At 36.8% G+C, this 16,526-nt stretch carries 16 protein-coding genes and 1 riboswitch; of the genes, 11 read left to right on the top strand and 5 right to left on the bottom strand.

Annotated features, from left to right (window positions below):
* The 4 genes from IGJ66_RS09730 to IGJ66_RS09715 all read left to right on the top strand — a co-directional run bounded on the left by IGJ66_RS09730 (position 1) and on the right by IGJ66_RS09715 (position 3,253).
* Positions 1-774: a TatD family hydrolase gene (locus IGJ66_RS09730; RefSeq protein WP_067482569.1), complete on the top strand. Its 774-nt coding sequence runs from the start codon at positions 1-3 to the stop codon at positions 772-774.
* Positions 771-1,334, top strand: a complete 564-nt coding sequence (gene rnmV / locus IGJ66_RS09725) for a ribonuclease M5 (RefSeq protein ID WP_095803786.1) — start codon at positions 771-773, stop codon at positions 1,332-1,334. Before IGJ66_RS09730 ends, rnmV begins: the two co-directional genes overlap by 4 nt.
* Entirely contained in the window at positions 1,327-2,214 is an 888-nt protein-coding gene (gene rsmA, locus IGJ66_RS09720; RefSeq protein WP_430616552.1) for a 16S rRNA (adenine(1518)-N(6)/adenine(1519)-N(6))-dimethyltransferase RsmA, read from the top strand. The genes rnmV and rsmA overlap by 8 nt, the downstream gene beginning before the upstream one ends.
* A gap of 430 nt (positions 2,215-2,644) precedes the next feature.
* Entirely contained in the window at positions 2,645-3,253 is a 609-nt protein-coding gene (locus IGJ66_RS09715; protein ID WP_067482563.1) for a hypothetical protein, read from the top strand.
* A 112-nt stretch (positions 3,254-3,365) separates the two neighbouring features.
* Here IGJ66_RS09715 and IGJ66_RS09710 read toward each other — a convergent pair whose 3' ends face one another.
* Together IGJ66_RS09710 and IGJ66_RS09705 are read right to left on the bottom strand one after the other, a co-directional pair.
* A complete protein-coding gene (locus tag IGJ66_RS09710; protein WP_430616551.1) occupies positions 3,366-4,112 on the bottom strand; it encodes an SDR family oxidoreductase in 747 nt (248 codons plus the stop codon).
* 95 nt (positions 4,113-4,207) lie between these two features.
* Positions 4,208-4,765: a sugar O-acetyltransferase gene (locus tag IGJ66_RS09705; RefSeq protein WP_075491683.1), complete on the bottom strand. Its 558-nt coding sequence runs from the start codon at positions 4,763-4,765 to the stop codon at positions 4,208-4,210.
* Positions 4,766-4,874: 109 nt separating this feature from the next.
* On the opposite strand from IGJ66_RS09705, the gene IGJ66_RS09700 reads away from it, so the two are divergent.
* The 3 genes from IGJ66_RS09700 (at position 4,875) to IGJ66_RS09690 (ending at position 7,750) form a co-directional block, all read left to right on the top strand.
* Positions 4,875-5,732: a LysR family transcriptional regulator gene (locus IGJ66_RS09700; protein ID WP_413126954.1), complete on the top strand. Its 858-nt coding sequence runs from the start codon at positions 4,875-4,877 to the stop codon at positions 5,730-5,732.
* Between the two features lie 747 nt (positions 5,733-6,479).
* Complete coding sequence (locus tag IGJ66_RS09695; RefSeq protein ID WP_270344619.1) at positions 6,480-7,220, top strand: helix-turn-helix domain-containing protein; 741 nt, start codon at positions 6,480-6,482, stop codon at positions 7,218-7,220.
* 17 nt (positions 7,221-7,237) lie between these two features.
* Positions 7,238-7,750 (top strand): hypothetical protein, encoded by a 513-nt coding sequence (locus tag IGJ66_RS09690; RefSeq protein WP_430616550.1) that lies wholly within the window; start codon positions 7,238-7,240, stop codon positions 7,748-7,750.
* Between the two features lie 281 nt (positions 7,751-8,031).
* Here the strand turns inward: IGJ66_RS09690 and IGJ66_RS09685 are convergent, their stop codons facing one another.
* Positions 8,032-9,141 carry an ABC transporter ATP-binding protein gene (locus IGJ66_RS09685; protein ID WP_067482557.1) on the bottom strand — a complete coding sequence of 370 codons (1,110 nt, stop codon included), beginning with the start codon at positions 9,139-9,141 and terminating at the stop codon, positions 8,032-8,034.
* Positions 9,142-9,345: 204 nt separating this feature from the next.
* Here IGJ66_RS09685 and IGJ66_RS09680 point away from each other — a divergent pair, with 204 nt between their 5' ends.
* Positions 9,346-9,777 carry a methylglyoxal synthase gene (locus IGJ66_RS09680; protein ID WP_067482555.1) on the top strand — a complete coding sequence of 144 codons (432 nt, stop codon included), beginning with the start codon at positions 9,346-9,348 and terminating at the stop codon, positions 9,775-9,777.
* Between the two features lie 157 nt (positions 9,778-9,934).
* A riboswitch (THF riboswitch) is annotated at positions 9,935-10,038 on the top strand.
* 36 nt (positions 10,039-10,074) lie between these two features.
* Positions 10,075-10,611: a folate family ECF transporter S component gene (locus tag IGJ66_RS09675; protein ID WP_067482553.1), complete on the top strand. Its 537-nt coding sequence runs from the start codon at positions 10,075-10,077 to the stop codon at positions 10,609-10,611.
* Between the two features lie 48 nt (positions 10,612-10,659).
* On the opposite strand, the gene IGJ66_RS09670 is transcribed toward IGJ66_RS09675, so the two are convergent.
* Together IGJ66_RS09670 and IGJ66_RS09665 are read right to left on the bottom strand one after the other, a co-directional pair.
* Positions 10,660-12,423, bottom strand: coding sequence for an ABC transporter ATP-binding protein (locus IGJ66_RS09670; RefSeq protein WP_095803784.1), 1,764 nt, complete (start codon positions 12,421-12,423; stop codon positions 10,660-10,662).
* Position 12,424: 1 nt separating this feature from the next.
* Positions 12,425-14,140 carry an ABC transporter ATP-binding protein gene (locus IGJ66_RS09665; RefSeq protein WP_430616549.1) on the bottom strand — a complete coding sequence of 572 codons (1,716 nt, stop codon included), beginning with the start codon at positions 14,138-14,140 and terminating at the stop codon, positions 12,425-12,427.
* Positions 14,141-14,314: 174 nt separating this feature from the next.
* Here IGJ66_RS09665 and IGJ66_RS09660 point away from each other — a divergent pair, with 174 nt between their 5' ends.
* Both IGJ66_RS09660 and IGJ66_RS09655 read left to right on the top strand, forming a co-directional pair.
* Positions 14,315-15,151, top strand: coding sequence for a putative ABC transporter permease (locus tag IGJ66_RS09660; RefSeq protein ID WP_067482547.1), 837 nt, complete (start codon positions 14,315-14,317; stop codon positions 15,149-15,151).
* Positions 15,152-15,347: 196 nt separating this feature from the next.
* Positions 15,348-16,493: a 3D domain-containing protein gene (locus tag IGJ66_RS09655; RefSeq protein ID WP_271027421.1), complete on the top strand. Its 1,146-nt coding sequence runs from the start codon at positions 15,348-15,350 to the stop codon at positions 16,491-16,493.
* The last annotated feature ends 33 nt before the right edge of the window (positions 16,494-16,526 follow it).

Here is a 16,526-nt window from a genome sequence, read left to right as displayed (position 1 = left end):
ATGATATTTGATTCTCATACTCACTTAAATGCGGAACAATTTAATGAAGACATTCCCGAAACAATTGAGCGTGCTAAAGAGCTGGGCGTGACAAAGATGGCTGTGGTTGGCTTTGATCAACCAACGATTGAAAAATCCTTACAGCTTAGTCAAGACTACCCAAATATTTATAGTATCATTGGCTGGCATCCAACTGAGGCTGGTAGCTATACCAAAGAAGTTGAACAACAATTACAAGAACGATTGACGTTACCTAAGGTTGTGGCATTAGGAGAAATTGGTTTGGATTATTATTGGATGGAAGATCCAAAGGAAGTTCAAGCAAAAATTTTTCGTCGTCAAATTGCGATTGCCAAAGAAATGAATTTACCAATTAGCATCCATACGCGTGATGCGATAGAAGATACGTACCAGATTTTAAAAGAAGAAAAAGTCCACAATATTGGTGGAATCATGCATAGTTTTAGTGGTGACTATGAGTGGGCACAGCGCTTTCTTGATCTGGGTATGCATATTTCCTTTAGTGGTGTTGTGACATTCAAAAAAGCTTTAGATGTCCAAGAAGCTGCAACGAATGTTCCTTTAGATAAGATGCTGGTAGAAACGGATGCCCCTTACCTTGCGCCGGTACCTTATCGTGGTAAGCGAAATGAACCTGGGTATACTCGCTATACGGTTGAAAAAATTGCGGAACTTCGCCAAGTACCTTTTGAAGAAATTGCTACACACACATGGCACAATGCACATCGCTTATTTGGGATTTCAGAAAAATGAGTAAATTGACTATTGAAGAAATTGTAGTCGTTGAAGGAAAAGACGATACCAGACGATTGCAAGAAGTCGTGAATGTCGATACGATTGAAACAATTGGTTCAGCAATTAACGAAGCGATTTTGATGCAGATCGAGCATGCACAAGAAACAAGAGGGGTGATTGTTTTTACAGACCCAGATTTTTCAGGCGAAAAAATTCGTAAAACAATTATGGAAGTCGTACCACAAGCGAAACATGCCTTCTTACCTCGAAAGCAAGCTCAGCCAAAGAAAAAGGGTAGCTTAGGTGTTGAACACGCAAGCAATGAAGCCATTCTTGAAGCATTGAAGAAAGTTGTGACACCTAGCGAGGAAGCGTTTGACGAAATCCCTAGACAGATGCTTTTGGACTATGGTTTAATAGCGGGAGCACAAGCCAAAGAAAAAAGAGAAAAACTTGGGGATGAACTTAGGATTGGTTACACCAATGGCAAACAATTAGCGAAACGCTTGAAAATGTTTCGCATTACACCAGAAGAATTGACACAAGCAATGAAAAAAGTGGAGGCAAAACATGACTGAATATCGTGAGATCGCAACACCCTCTCGAACAAAAGAAATCTTGAAAGAACATGGATTTCAATTTAAAAAAAGTTTAGGACAAAATTTTTTAACAGAGCCTAACATTCTACGAAAAATCGTTGAAACAGCTGAGATCAACCATGAAACAAATGTAATTGAAGTAGGACCAGGAATTGGCGCACTGACTGAACAATTAGCCATGAATGGAAATCAAGTCGTCGCATTTGAAATCGATGATCGTTTGATTCCAGTATTAGCAGATACACTTCACCGTTATCCAAATGTTAAGGTTGTTCACCAAGATATTTTAAAAACGGACTTGGCTGCTGCTGTCAAAGAATATTTTACAGAAGATTTACCATTAAAAGTGGTCGCAAATCTTCCCTATTACATTACAACGCCAATCATGATGCACTTTCTTGAATCGGACGTACGTGTGGATGAAATGGTTGTTATGATGCAAAAAGAAGTTGCAGATCGAATTTCTGCAAAGCCTGGTACCAAAGCTTACGGCTCACTTTCAATTGCCGTGCAATATCATATGGATGCGTCCTTAGCATTTATCGTTCCTAAAACAGTTTTTGTACCACAACCAAACGTTGATTCAGCGATTTTAAAATTGACACGCAGAGAAGAACCAGCTGTTGAAGTCACGGATGAAAAAGAATTTTTCCGTTTGACGAAAGCCTCATTCCAATTGCGTCGCAAAACATTATGGAACAATTTGCAACACGCTTATGGAAAAGACGAAGCAACCAAAGCGTGGTTGACTCAAAGTTTAGCTGATGCAGAAATTGATCCAAAACGTCGTGGGGAAACACTGTCATTAGAAGAATTTGCTGCATTAAGCAATGCGATGATGGCGAATAAACAAGGGTAAGAAGTATTGTTCAAAAAATAGTTATCACAGAAAAGCGGAGCAGGATGCTCGCGTTTTTCTGTGATTTTTTTATCAAGTAGGATAAAATTTGGAGGAAAATGCGTACTTTTATAATAGGGATAGGATGAAAAAAGTAGCACAACTAAGTCACTTTCTAAATCATCTTTCGAATGACGAAAGGATGCTTTTGAAGTAAGTTAGCAACACAATTATTTTAATTGGAAAAGAAGAATGACTTGGTGGCTCTATAATAAAATTGATGAGCTGACAGACATATCCAATTTGAAAAGCATTTATACGATCCAACTAAGTGAGTAAAAAAAGAATTTGTCGAAGATTGTTGGCAACTTCTTTAAGTGTCTTGACAGATACATGGAATATCAGTACAATAAACAACATCAATGTGTCAAGACACATAAGGAGAGAAAAAATGAAAAAAAATTCTGTTCGTCACTTAACTATTTCTGCACTGCTGATTGGGATGGGAATCATCATTCCTTTAGTTATGCCAAAAATCATGATTCCACCAGCATCTTTTACCTTAGCTTCGCATGTGCCATTATTCTTAGCAATGTTTTTTTCACCAGGGGTAGCTGTTGCTGTCGCTTTAGGAACAACGTTTGGGTTCTTTTTATCGACACCAGTCATTATTGCATTAAGAGCATTGTCACACATTATTTTTGCAGTAGTTGGTGCTTGGTATTTGCAAAAGAAACCTGGAATCGTCTTGAAGGATGGAAAATTTACGCTAGCAAACTGGAAATTTCAAGGCTTTAATTTTGTCATTGGGGTTATCCATTCAATTGCCGAAATGTTGGTTGTGAGTGCTTTTTACTTTATGGGTAATATGCCTGATACGTATTATTCAGAAGGTTATTTCTACACAGTATTTATTTTGATGGGAATCGGTGGATTGATTCACAGTTTGGTTGACTACAATATTGCTTACTTTGTTGCGGGCACGTTGAGCAAATATTTTGATATTCCTGTATTTACTGCAGCGAAAGAACAGGCGAGGAAGATGGAGAAGCTTGGCTAAAAATAATTGAATGAGAAAAATTGATTAGATTTAGTTATTGTTGAATTTTTCAAATACATTAGTAAAAAATAGGTAACCTAAAACAGATTTTGTTTTAGATTACCTATTTTGCTTACCATGGTTGATTTGTGGGTCCAACCGTAAATTCATTTATATTGACATCTTCGGGTTGATCTATTGCAAAAGCAACAATGTTGGCAATTCGTTCAGGAGCTATCCCGTGTTTTTTGTAAAGAGCTGTCATGCCCTCTAAAGAATCTTTATCTGTGATTGTATCAAGTAGCTCAGTATTAATTGCAGCGGGGTAGATGGTCGCGGTTCGGATATTTGTCCCTTCTTGAGCTGACTCCATTCGTAAAACTTCCATCAGATCTTTGACTGCCCACTTAGTTGCTCCATAAACAGCGCCACCTGGATAGGCTTTTATTCCTGCTACGGAAGAAGTTGTGATTACGTGACCACTTTTTTGTCCAATGAATGTGGGAAGGACTGCTGCTAAGCCATTTAATACACCTTTCAAATTGATATCTATCATTTGATTCCACTCATCGACTTTCAGAGCCGATAGTGGAGAGTTGGGCATGATTCCAGCATTTAAAAAAATGACATCAATTTTTCCGTAATTTTCTTTGGTAAATTCGATTAATTTGTGATTTTCATCCAAATTAGTTACGTCCATTACGTGATAAACTGCATTGCCACCAGCATTTTGGATATCATGTACGATTTCTTTTAACTTTTCTTCACGTCTGGCAGCCAAGACCACTTTTGCGCCCTTGATGGCAAGTAATTTAGCAGTAGATTCGCCAATACCAGAAGAAGCACCTGTAATCACTACAACTTTATTTTTGATAGTCATATTAATTCCTCCTATTAAATAAAATTAGTTCCTTTTTGAACGTATGGTTTCCAATTAATTATTTATTTCATTGAACTTTTTTAATTTGAAGTATCTTATTCTATAGATTTGATTATTTTAGCAGGAGTGCCTGCAACGATCACATCACTTGGTACATCTTTCGTTACAGTTGAGTTAGCTGCGACAATCACATTTTTTCCAATTGTCACTCCAGGCAGGACTGTCACCCCAGAGCCTAACCACGCATTTTGTTTAATTACTACCGGTTTGGTTATCAACCCGCGACGATTTTTAGGATCAGTCAAATGATTAACTGTAATGATTTGACTATTTGGTCCAATTAAAACATGATCTTCTATTGTAATCCCACCTAAGTCAACAAGCGTTACATTCTGATTGATAAAAATATTTTTTCCTAATGAAATGTGGCGCCCAAAATCGCTATAAAATGGTTGAGAAATAGTAACTGAAGAGTCAATTTTTTTACCTAATACAGGCTCTAGCCATGCTAATATTTCTTCGTTTGTTCGGTAGTCGAGATTCAATTCAACTAATGGACGTTCATTTTGTTTTTTTATGCTATGAATTTGCTTAAACAGTGGTGAATTAGGCAGAATTTCTATATACTGAATCAACTCAAGTAACCTTTCCATGAAAATACCTCCGATTTTTTTGCTACATTTAGTGTACTTCGCTATACTGATAATGAAAAATACTTATATAGAATAGGGCAGTATAACTTTTCGTTATAGGAGGAATTGGATGGAACTACGAGTACTAAATTACTTTTTGACTGTTGCAAGGGAAAAAACAATCAGCAAAGCTGCGAAAACTTTACATGTCACACAGCCAACCTTATCAAAGCAATTAAAGGAATTAGAACAGGAATTAGGTATCAAACTTTTTGAACGTGGGAGCCGCGAAATCACGTTAACTGAGGACGGCATTTACTTGCAAAACAGAGGACAAGAAATAATGACTCTAGTTGACTTAACGATTTCGAATCTTACAAATCAATCCGTTGTCAGTGGGAAAATCACAATTGGCGGAGGAGAAACGGAAGCATTTGGAGTTATTGCTGGTCTTGTACACAAATTAATTACTGATCATCCAGACATTAAAGTAGAAATATATAGTGGAAATGCTGATGATGTATTGGATAAATTAGATAAAGGATTATTAGACTTTGGTCTGGTTATTGATCCGGTTTCCAAACAAAAGTACGAGTATAAACAATTACCTCAAAAAGATCGCTGGGGCATACTTCTAAATAATAAAAACCCATTATCGAAACAGGAATTCGTATTAGCCGAGGAGTTAAAAGAAATACCCTTACTGATTTCAAATCAATCATCCGTAGACAATCAATTAGCCGAATGGTTTGGAACGAATCTTCAGAATTTAAATATTGTGGGTACCTATAACTTACTTTATAATGCATCAGTGATGGTGAAAGAAGACGTTGCAAGTGCTTTATGTATTGAAGGAATCATTAATACAGAGGGAACAGATCTTCAGTTTGTCCCTCTAAGTCCAAGCTTATATGCCACAATAAATATTGTTTGGAAAAAAAATCGAGTATTTTCTAATGCGGCAAATCAACTCCTAACTTTACTGTGAAAAGTTGTTTAGCTATTCGTTGCAAGCAAAAAAAATCTGATTTGGTCAAATAATATGTACCTTATTATCAATATGCCCTTCCGTCAAATCGAGCGGTTCACTGGTGGGAAAGTTAGTAAAAATATGGTAGAGCGCTTTTTGAAAATAATTAATAAGTAAAAAAGGTAGAGTAAGCCTTTTACTTTAGAATAAAAGTATTGAAAGGGAATGCAGGAGCACTCACTTTTTTTTACATTAGCAATCAATTAACTTAGGGCATCTAGAGAAGAGCTGTCAAAAAAAGTGAGCGATTTAATGGGAAAATATTTTTGATTGTTCTTTTAAAATGAATTTTCGAAAAATATTTTTTCTAAAAAAAACAAATTTTAAAATAGAAAGTCTAAGATGCGTACCCAAAATTAAAAATAATAAAAAAACTTATTGAAAGCGCTATCTTTTTGTGACATAGTGTAACTGAAGGTGCCTGATAAATAAAATCGTACGATTGAATAAAGAGGTGGTTGGAATAAAAATAACTTTTATTTGGCGTGGTTGGCGTACATATTGTTGTTTAATGGCTATATAATATTGTTATTTATATGCTCAATTATCTTCCTGATTAGTCATTTAGTTCGTTTGCTATGTAAAAAAGCACCAAATAGCTACGATATGTTTTGTAGCAAGCCTACTAGCTATGAATTTTGTCTTAACTTGGTTAACAACTTCCGTTAGTCTGATTGAGACAACTATTTAATGGAGGGAACAAAAATGAGTCTAGGAGACAAACTGAAAGAAGAACGTCTAAAGAATGAGTATACGCAAGAAGATATTGCCAAAATATTGAATGTTGCACGCTCCACTGTTTCAAGCTGGGAAGTGTCGAGAACATATCCTGATCTTTCTTTCCTGATTACTTTAAGTAAATTATATGGAGTAACAGTCGATTATTTAATTAAAGATGAAGAAGAGACAATTGACAACAATCAGACAATAAAAACAATGGGTTCTTTGAATCAGAAACAAAAATATTTTGGATTTGGCTTTTTGGCTTGCTTCATCTGCGCACTGTTGATTGGCTTATTTTTTCTGAATACGGCGAATCAGAGTACAAAAAAAGAAAAAGTACAAAAAGAACCGGTCGAGTATATTATTCCTTTGACGGATATCATGGATGTTACGGTCAAAGAAATCCCTTACGGTAAAGATAATAAATATCAAGTTCCTGAAATAACTGCAAATGTAAAATTACGTGAAGGCTGGAAAGAACCGGGATGGGTTTTTCATTTTGATAATAATACGGGAGCTGCGTATATTCATCTTTCACAAAATAAAGTGTATAAAGGTGAACCTTTTCCGACCAACTATTTTCCAAAATTGAGTTTTGTTGCTGCACAGTATGTTAGGGATACCGAGTACATGGATATCCCTAAAAAGATTATCTTGATTGACGATAATACCGCAGATCCCCCAAGTACAGCAAAAGAGCAACGGGTGATTTGGGAAAAATAAAAAAGGAGTGTTTAGAAATGAAAAAATTTGTTTGTCTGGGCTTGGTTACGTTTGGAATGTTACTGTTTGGTCAGCCAGCACAAGCTGCTGAAATTACTAACGATGTGGCACCAGAATTGGGGAAAATTTACATAGATGAGCGTGAGTCTGACTTGACTGACATTCTTTGTACGACTTCTGAAGGTAGATATGTGATTAATGAGAATAAGCTCGTCTTACTAGATAAGGAAATCCCAGGTGTAACACCTTTTATCTATCATGATGTACAGCTTTTAAGCGGTGATGTAACAGGCTACAACTTTACGATTGCAGGAAACACTCGATATACTTACCTAACTACTAATCATAATAGTGATTGGAGTCCGAGAGCAATGATTGTAAATCAAAATGGCGCGCAAATCCAATATTGGGAAGTGTACGGGACACCAGCTTCAATCGCTGATACAACATCAGCTACTGCAACGTATTATTTCGGTTTAAGAAACTTATCTTCCAGTGCCATGAATTATGGAATGAATATGATGTTTTAAAATAAGCAAACGAGTGTCTGGAAAATCATCATTTTGATGAATGTTCCAGACACTTTTTTACGAACAAATGATGTTCAAAAAGTAAATTTCTCGAAAAACAAGCCGAATAATTTCAAAAATAGGCAGAGCTATTTCCAAACTGTTTTTCTTTTTTAGAGCTGAACGCGTTTGTCCCAAGCTCTTTTATTTTTTTTTGTAATCGAACAAGGCCCTAGTATTGCAAAAAAAGAACTGCACCGTTGGTTGCGGTACAGCTCTTAAAAAGGGGGCATCAATTAAAATTAAGGTAAGGTAATCACATCTTCTGTTTCTTTATCGAAGAAATGTCCTTTATTGATATTGAAAGCAAGGTCAATCATCTCGCCTGGTTTGTGGAAATCACGTGCATCGACTTTTGAAATAAATTCAGTTGAGCCAGTTTTTGTGTAAAGCATTGTTTCTGCACCTAGTAATTCTGAAACCACAACTTCAGAATGAACGACTGCTTCTGGTGAAGCATCTAAAGCAATTTGTTCGCTATGGATGTCTTCAGGACGAATACCGAAGATGACTTCTTTGCCGTTGTAGCCTTTTTCTACTAAGATTTTATTTTTTCCTTCTGGAATGCGAAGTCTTAATCCGTGACCATCAGTAATCACACCGTCATTTAGCGTTACATTGAAGAAGTTCATTGCAGGTGAACCAATAAATCCAGCAACGAAAACATTCACTGGTGTGTCATAAACTTCTTTTGGTGAACCAATTTGTTGAATAAATCCGTCTTTCATAATAACGATTCGATCTGCCATTGTCATCGCTTCTGTTTGGTCATGGGTAACGTAGATTGTTGTTGTTTCTAAACGTTGGTGTAATTTAGCAATTTCTGCACGCATTGCTACACGTAATTTAGCATCTAAGTTTGATAAAGGTTCATCCATCAAGAAGACTTTGGCATCACGAACGATTGCACGACCTAAAGCAACACGTTGACGTTGTCCACCAGATAATGCAGCTGGTTTACGAGATAGGTATTCGGTTAGACCTAAAATTTCTGCCGCATTTTCAACCCGATTTTTGATTTCAGCTTTGTCATATTTTCTCAATTTCAAACCAAATGCCATATTATCAAAAACAGTCATATGAGGATAAAGAGCGTAGTTTTGGAAAACCATTGCGATATCACGATCTTTTGGAGCTACATCATTCATGACTTTTTCGCCAATTTTTAATTCGCCTTCCGTAATATCTTCTAAACCAGCAATCATACGTAAAGTAGTTGATTTCCCACATCCAGATGGTCCAACAAAAACAATAAATTCACGATCTTGAATATTTAGATTAAAATCAGTAACTGAATAATTTTCTGCATTATCGTATTTTTTATAAACATGTGTCAACGCCATTTCTACCATAGTAAATTCCACACTTTCTATAAGTTTTATTTGACTAAAGTATAAATGAAAGCGCTAACCTGTGACAACGGCAGAATGAACAAGAATTTGTCTGTTTTTTGGTCAGAGTGACGAAGAAGCAAAGAAAATCAAAAAAATGGTAACAAAAAATTTAAACGGTTTCCTAAGTTTGTTACACTAAAGAAAAGAAAGGAAGTGTGACTGATGAAAATTGCTTTGATTGCACATGATCGAAAGAAACCATTGATGATTAAATTAGCGACAGCTTATCAAACGATTTTAGCGAAACACGAGCTTTATGCAACTGGGACGACAGGTTTACGAATTCAAGAGGCAACTAATTTGCCAGTTCATCGTTTTAAATCAGGTCCGTTGGGAGGCGACCAACAAATTGGGGCAATGATCTCGGAAGACGAAATTGATTTAGTCATTTTCTTGAGAGATCCACTGGCAGCGCAACCACACGAACCAGACGTAACAGCGTTGATTCGTTTATCAGATGTATACGAGATTCCTTTGGCCACCAATATTGGCACAGCTGAAGTTTTACTGCGTGGATTAGCAGCAGGATATTTAGATTTTCGGACGGTCGTTCATGAAATGGAAAAAGAAGCGATTTCAACGGAACATGAATGAATTTTCGGTATTTTATCCAATAATATGAATAAATACTAATGGAAGTTGTTGAATAGCGAACATAAAAGACGGAAATCATAGTAACATTCAGTTTTCCTGTTTGCTAGTCAATGATAATTATGTTATATTTTGTGAGGGAATTGTTTCCCAAAATAAAATCAGAGTAGGAAATAAAGCGTTAAGTGCTGGGAGGATGGGATGTTGCCACCTGGACGAAGGATAAGGGAACTTATTCGCGGTTTTATTTTCGCATTCGCTGCATATTATTGTGTAGCAGCTCTTAAAGGAGATGCTAAAATGAAAAAAAATCGATTAGACGCACGGATGATAGCGATCATGGGGCTGTTGATTGCCTTAATGGTTACTTTATCACGACTAATATCTATCGAAACACCTTTTATCAAACTCAGTGTAACATTTATTCCACAGGTCATCATGGGGATTTTATTTGGCCCTTTTTGGTCTGGTATTGGATCAGTGTTAGCTGACCTTGTCGGAATGGCATTATTTTCAAAATCAGCATTCTTTATTGGGTTTACCTTGAATGCTTTTATCGAAGGTGCGATTTACGGCTTCTTTTTCTATAGAAAAGAAATTACTTGGAAAAATGCTATCTTAGCAACACTGAGTGTCACGTTGATTATCAATTTGATTTTGACGCCACTTTGGCTAGCTTTGATGTATCATGTCCCACTGTTTAGTTGGGTCGTTTGGGCACCACGATTGTTGAAAACAGTTATTTGGATCCCGCTTCAATCAATTGCAATTTACTATGTTGGACGAAGTATTCCTTATAAAAAGATTTTGCAAAGTCTAACAGTTCGCACGAAATAAAAATAAAAAAACAGGCAATCTTCCCATCCCAGAAGATTGCCTGTTTTTTTATTGATGTGTAAATTGTGCTTGATAAAGCTGACTGTAGTAACCAGCTTTTTTTAATAATTCATCATGTGTACCCATTTCAACGATTTCACCATGATCCATGACCAGAATTTGGTCCGCATTTTTAATAGTGGAAAGTCGGTGCGCAATTACAAAGCTGGTTTTCCCTTCCATCATTGTCAAGAAGGCTTGTTGGATTTTCTTTTCGGTTAGCGTATCAACAGAACTAGTTGCTTCATCTAAAATCAGCATGGGCGGGTTACTAATCATCGTTCGTGCAATCGTTAATAGTTGTCGCTGACCATCGGAAATTTTTAGTCCTTGACCACCGATTTTGGTTGAAAGTTTTTCTGGTAGTCGCTCGACAAATTCATACATATAGGCAGCTTTTAATGCTTCATTGATTTCCTCATCACTAGCACTTGGATTGCCATAGCGAAGGTTCGCACGTAAGGAACTGTCAAATAGCCAAGTGTCTTGTAAAACCATACCAAAGCTTTTGCGCAAAGTCGTTCGTTTGATGTCACGGAGATTGTGACCATCAATCAGAATCCTTCCGCTAGTGGTATCATAAAATCGCATTAAAAGATTGACCAGCGTTGATTTCCCGGCACCTGTTTTTCCGACGATTGCAATTGTTTGCCCAGGTTTTGCTTTGAAATTAAAGTCTTCAATCAAACGCTGATTTGGATCATATGAAAACGAAACGTGTTCAAAAACGACTTCTCCTTTGATTGTGTTGGGATCCAAAGCAAACGCATTAGGGGCGTCAGGTGTCTCTTCGGGCTGATCAATCAACTCGAACGCTCGATCCAATCCAGCAAAGGCCGTTTGAATTTGCGTAGTGATTCCAGATAATTCGATAAAAGGCTTAGAAAATTGACTCGAATAGATGGTAAAACTGGAAATAACACCAACGGTAATTGCTGACCCGCTTCGTAAAGCAAGCAAGCCGCCAACTAAACCAATTGACAGATAAGCTAAATGATCGACAAAACGGGAAGAAGGATTTGTCAAAGAAGAAGAAAATTGAGCACGCTGTCCCTTGACGTAAAGTTCTTGATTCAATGTTTCAAATGCCTGTTGACTAGCTGTTTCTTGTTGAAAAGCTTTTACGATTTTTTGATTTCCAATACGTTCAGTCACAAATCCGGAAATGTCACCAATAATTTTTTGCTGTTGATTAAAGTCGTTTTGGGAAGAACGTGCGACCAGAAAACTGACTAAAAAGATAATCGGGGTGGCACATAAAACGACAACTGTTAGCAACGGACTCAAATGAATCATAAAGATAAAAGATAAAATGATGATCGCAACGCCAGAAAATAATTGATTGAAGGCTGCTGCAATGGCGATAGAAATGTTATCCATATCATTGGTAAAACGACTGACGATATTTCCGTGTGCTGTTTGGTCATAATAGCGAAGAGGCAAACGGTTCAATCGTTCAAAAGCATCTTTTCTCAGCGCCGCTACCGAGAGATAAGCAAGCCGGTTACTTAAGACTTGAATCAACCACTGACTAAGAACATTGACGAGTACTACACCACCAAAGAGTAACAATAAATGAAAGAGTTCTTGAAATTGAACCCGTCCGATACCAATCATCAGATCAATACTTTGGCCAATTTGTAACGTCATGACGACGGTCGCGATACCGTTCAGCAAACCAAAGAAAATCGCTAAAGTAATTTCTTTAGGATAAGCCATCAGGTAGGGGATAAATCGTTTGAATAACTGCATTGAGAATTTTTTTTGTTTCATTTTATTCCTCCTCCTGCGATGCCACGATTTCTTGGTATTCTTTTGATGTACGCAACAGTTCAGCATTTGTTCCTTGAGCGACAATCCGTCCTTGATCCATGACTAAAATAGTTTCTGCTTCTTGGATTGAACGAACTCGTTGAGAAATAATCAGTACGGTACAATCAAGGGAAGTTTTCAAAGCTTTGCGTAAATTCAAATCTGTTTGATAGTCAAGTGCACTTAATGAATCGTCAAGAATTAGTAACGCTGGTTTTGCAATCAAAGCACGTGCGATGGTCAAACGTTGTTTTTGACCACCAGAAAAGTTTTTCCCGTTTTCCATAACTCTGGTGTCCAAACCATCAGGAAGTTGACGAACAAAATCGTCAGCTTGTGCAATTGTTAAAGCTTCCCAACATTCTTCATCTGTGGCATTCGTTTTGCCCCAATGCAAGTTGTCTCGGATGGAGCCAGTGAAAAGCACAGCTGTTTGAGGAACCATGGCAATTTGCGCTCGCAATTTTTCCATTTCCCATTGTCGGACATCTAGCTCGTCAACGAGAATCTCACCATTACTTACATCGTAGAAACGAGGAATGAGCTGAGTCAGAGTTGTTTTACCACTACCAGTGGGTCCAATGATGCCGACAATCGCATTTTTTCTCACTTGAAAATTGATGTTTTCCAAAGACAAACCAGAAGCTGGTGTATAGCGGAAATCAACGTGCTTAAATTCAAGGATTATCTGACTGTCAAGCGCAGGTGTGCTTGCGTCTGGCATTTCTTGGATTGAATTTTCCATGGTCAAGACTTCTTTGACACGTTTTCCTGAAGCTTCAGCACGGGTAAAAATCACGACTAAATTAGAAACAACAATCAAAGCTAACAACATTTGGTTCATATAATTGATTAACGCTAACACTTGTCCTTGCTGTAGTCCGCCAATATTGACTTTGATTCCACCAACTGTCAACAGGCAAATAATGCCTACATTCATTATTAATGTTGTGGCAGGGGTCAAAAGTGCAGAAATATTTGAAACGAGCAAATAATTTTTTGCCAGATCATCGGTACTTTCGTCAAAGGTTTTAACCTCTGTCTTTGTTCGACCAAAGGCGCGAATGACACGAACGCCACTAAGATTCTGACTAACGATTTCGTTTAAGTGATCTAATTTTTCTTGTACTTTTTGGTAAAGAGGAATTGTTTTTTTAATAATGAAATACAAGATTACCGCAAAAATGGGTAAAAAGAGTAAAAAGAACAAGCCAATTTGCCAATCAATGATAAAGGCCATCACGACAGAACCAATGCTTAAAAATGGCGCGCGGATCAATAGCCGGATAACCATCGCTAAAGCTAGTTGCAATTGATTGATATCATTGGTCATTCGGGTAATCAAGGTATCTGTTCCAAAATGATTTAGCTCGCTGTGGGAAAGTGTATTGATTTTTTTCATGAGTTGGTTACGTAACTCCGTACCGAAACCTTGCGAAGCAACTGAGGAATAGTATTGACAAATAATAGCACAAATCAGTCCGATAATTGACATGACAACCATCCAAATACCCATTTGAATGACTACACCTGTATCATTTTTTCTAAGTCCGTTATCAATCAACGAAGCCATCAATAAAGGGAGAATTAATTCAAAAACTGCTTCAAGAAATTTGAAAAAGGGTCCCAAAATGATTTGCTTACGATAGTCTTTTGCATAACGCAATAATTGAATCATATGATTCCTCCTAAGTAGTAAAATTTTCTATATTTATAGTAGAAAGAAAAACGATAAGTACATTACACATTGTAGCTTATGAAATTTGGAATGAAAAGCCAGCAAGCTCTTTCATTAGAGTTTCTTTTCATTTTTCCAGCTTATTGATACAATAAAAAGAAAAAGGAGGCACTTATGACCGAATTTATCCGTGTAGTATTGCTATTTTTTATTTATTCATTTGTCGGTTGGTTATGGGAAACAGTTTACTGTTCCATTAAAGCCAAACATTTCGTGTATCGAGGATTCTTAGTTGGTCCAATTACGCCAATCTATGGTTTTGGGATTTTAGGGGTATTGTATTTTATTGAACCATTCCAATCGAACCTTGTTTTACTGTATGTTTTATCAACTGTTCTGGTCACGATTTTGGAGTACCTGACTAGCTTTGGCTTAGAAAAATTATTTCATGCCACTTGGTGGGATTACCATGATGTTCCATTGAATATCAATGGAAGAGTTGCTTTACCAGTTTCACTTTTCTGGGGTGTGGGCTGTGTCTTGATCGTGAAAGTAATCCATCCGCATATTTTGATTTTGGAACGATTTTTGGCGGAACACTTTAGTTTTTACTTGCCAGTTCTTTTGATTGGGCTAATTATGATGGATCTTGGTTACACATTAGCGAATTTACAAAGTTTCCAAAAAGCAGTCACAGATTTACAGAAAGCAATTAATGAACAAAAAGCAAACTTGCAAGAAGTCTTTGAAAAAACCAAAGACGAATGGGAAGAACGACAAAAAACTTCTGGCACAGTTTTTGGCAAGGGAATTGTCTCAAAACCAGAGAAAAAAGCTGCTGGTGATTGGTTACAAGCATTTAAAGAATCGACGAAAACCAATGATTATTTGCCACGTTTGAATTATACGCAACGACGCTTCTTAAAGAATTTCCCACAATTGTCATTGAAAGAAGGAAAAGATGTCAATGAAATTCGCCAATTAGTAAAAGAATTGCGCAAAAAAAAATAACTAGCAAATTTGCTCAAAAATAAAGCAATTGAACGAAAAAAAGTTCAATTGCTTTTTTATTTTAGCTAACAGTTAATCAAAAATGGATGTGAACGAATTATATTTGTAATAAATTGTAATATTTCTGACATATGAATTGTAATAATCATTTGTATAATGTAAGAGTTGGTATTTTAGGAGAAAGGTGTTGGAGTTCGTGAAGGCAAAAAAAGCCTTAGTTATGCTTGCTGTCTTATTGTCAGCAAATTTAGCACTACCCTTAGTGACTCAAGCAGAATCTCTTGATTCTTTAAATGAAAAAGAACAAGTTGCAAAACGTCAGGGTGAAGAAATCAGTGTCGAAGTACAAGTGGCATTGAATGATGTTAATGAAAAGTATCAAGAAGTTGAAAAAATAAAACAAGAGATTGTTCAAAACAAAAAAACGATTGATCAATCAAAACAAGAAATCAAGGAGACCGAAGCAACGATTGAGAAACGCAAAGAAGCCGTTGCACAACGACTAAAAGATGTTCAAATCAATGGTTCAAACGAGCGAAATTTACAAGCACTTTTAGACGCTGAAACTGTGGCCGAATTTATCAATCGTGCATACGCTGTTCGTGTTCTTCATCAAGCAGAAAAAGATAAAATTGCTAGCTTAGATAATCAAAGACAAAAGTTAGTTGATCTCAATCAAAAATTAGAGGATACACAAACTTCATTAAAGGATAATCAAGTTTCCCTAGAAGTCGAAGCGGACTCTTTGAATGAAAAAGTTGATTCTTTAAAACAAAAACTAACAGATAATCAAGTGACGCTTAGCGAAATTGCTAAGAATAAAGAAGCTGAAAAAACGCGAATTGCTACAGAAAACGCGAAAAAAGAGGCTGCTGAAAAACAAGCAAAAGAAGAAGCACAAAAACAGGCTGAAAAAGCAAAAGAAGAAGCACAACAAGCAAAAGAAGAAGCCCAAAAATTGGCAGCAGAAAACGCAGAGAAGGAAACTGAGCCAGCCAAAGAAGAGTCAAACGAAAAGCCAAAAGAAGACACATCAAAAGAGGAAGTACCAACGTCAGGTGCTACTCGCATGATGGAATCTACGGCATATTCTTATTCAGAACCCGGTTCAGGACATATCACTGCAAGTGGGTTAGATTTGTATGACAATCCACAAGCAATTGCCGTTGATCCAAGCGTGATTCCACTGAATTCAATCGTAAATGTTGAAGGCTATGGTGTAGCAATTGCCGCTGATACAGGTGGAGCAATCAAAGGAAATATTATTGATGTTCACTTTACAACGGTTGAGAAATGCGTTGCTTGGGGACGTCGTCAAGTAAAAGTAACTGTCATGAGTTAAAACTTTTCATAAATAAAAAAGAGGCTGAGACAA

The sequence above is a fragment of the Enterococcus sp. DIV0176 genome (assembly GCF_050528535.1).
In the GTDB taxonomy this organism is placed as follows: domain Bacteria; phylum Bacillota; class Bacilli; order Lactobacillales; family Enterococcaceae; genus Enterococcus_B; species Enterococcus_B thailandicus.
This window is presented reverse-complemented; position numbering and strand designations above follow the sequence as displayed.

Excerpts from the sequence above, each read along its gene's own strand:
- IGJ66_RS09730 (WP_067482569.1), top strand. The coding sequence starts at position 1 with ATGATATTTGATTCTCATACTCACTTAAATGCGGAACAATTTAATGAA.
- rnmV (WP_095803786.1), top strand. The coding sequence starts at position 771 with ATGAGTAAATTGACTATTGAAGAAATTGTAGTCGTTGAAGGAAAAGAC.
- rsmA (WP_430616552.1), top strand. The coding sequence starts at position 1,327 with ATGACTGAATATCGTGAGATCGCAACACCCTCTCGAACAAAAGAAATC.
- IGJ66_RS09715 (WP_067482563.1), top strand. The coding sequence starts at position 2,645 with ATGAAAAAAAATTCTGTTCGTCACTTAACTATTTCTGCACTGCTGATT.
- IGJ66_RS09710 (WP_430616551.1), bottom strand. The coding sequence starts at position 4,112 with ATGACTATCAAAAATAAAGTTGTAGTGATTACAGGTGCTTCTTCTGGT.
- IGJ66_RS09705 (WP_075491683.1), bottom strand. The coding sequence starts at position 4,765 with ATGGAAAGGTTACTTGAGTTGATTCAGTATATAGAAATTCTGCCTAAT.
- IGJ66_RS09700 (WP_413126954.1), top strand. The coding sequence starts at position 4,875 with ATGGAACTACGAGTACTAAATTACTTTTTGACTGTTGCAAGGGAAAAA.
- IGJ66_RS09695 (WP_270344619.1), top strand. The coding sequence starts at position 6,480 with ATGAGTCTAGGAGACAAACTGAAAGAAGAACGTCTAAAGAATGAGTAT.
- IGJ66_RS09690 (WP_430616550.1), top strand. The coding sequence starts at position 7,238 with ATGAAAAAATTTGTTTGTCTGGGCTTGGTTACGTTTGGAATGTTACTG.
- IGJ66_RS09685 (WP_067482557.1), bottom strand. The coding sequence starts at position 9,141 with ATGGTAGAAATGGCGTTGACACATGTTTATAAAAAATACGATAATGCA.
- IGJ66_RS09680 (WP_067482555.1), top strand. The coding sequence starts at position 9,346 with ATGAAAATTGCTTTGATTGCACATGATCGAAAGAAACCATTGATGATT.
- IGJ66_RS09675 (WP_067482553.1), top strand. The coding sequence starts at position 10,075 with ATGAAAAAAAATCGATTAGACGCACGGATGATAGCGATCATGGGGCTG.
- IGJ66_RS09670 (WP_095803784.1), bottom strand. The coding sequence starts at position 12,423 with ATGAAACAAAAAAAATTCTCAATGCAGTTATTCAAACGATTTATCCCC.
- IGJ66_RS09665 (WP_430616549.1), bottom strand. The coding sequence starts at position 14,140 with ATGATTCAATTATTGCGTTATGCAAAAGACTATCGTAAGCAAATCATT.
- IGJ66_RS09660 (WP_067482547.1), top strand. The coding sequence starts at position 14,315 with ATGACCGAATTTATCCGTGTAGTATTGCTATTTTTTATTTATTCATTT.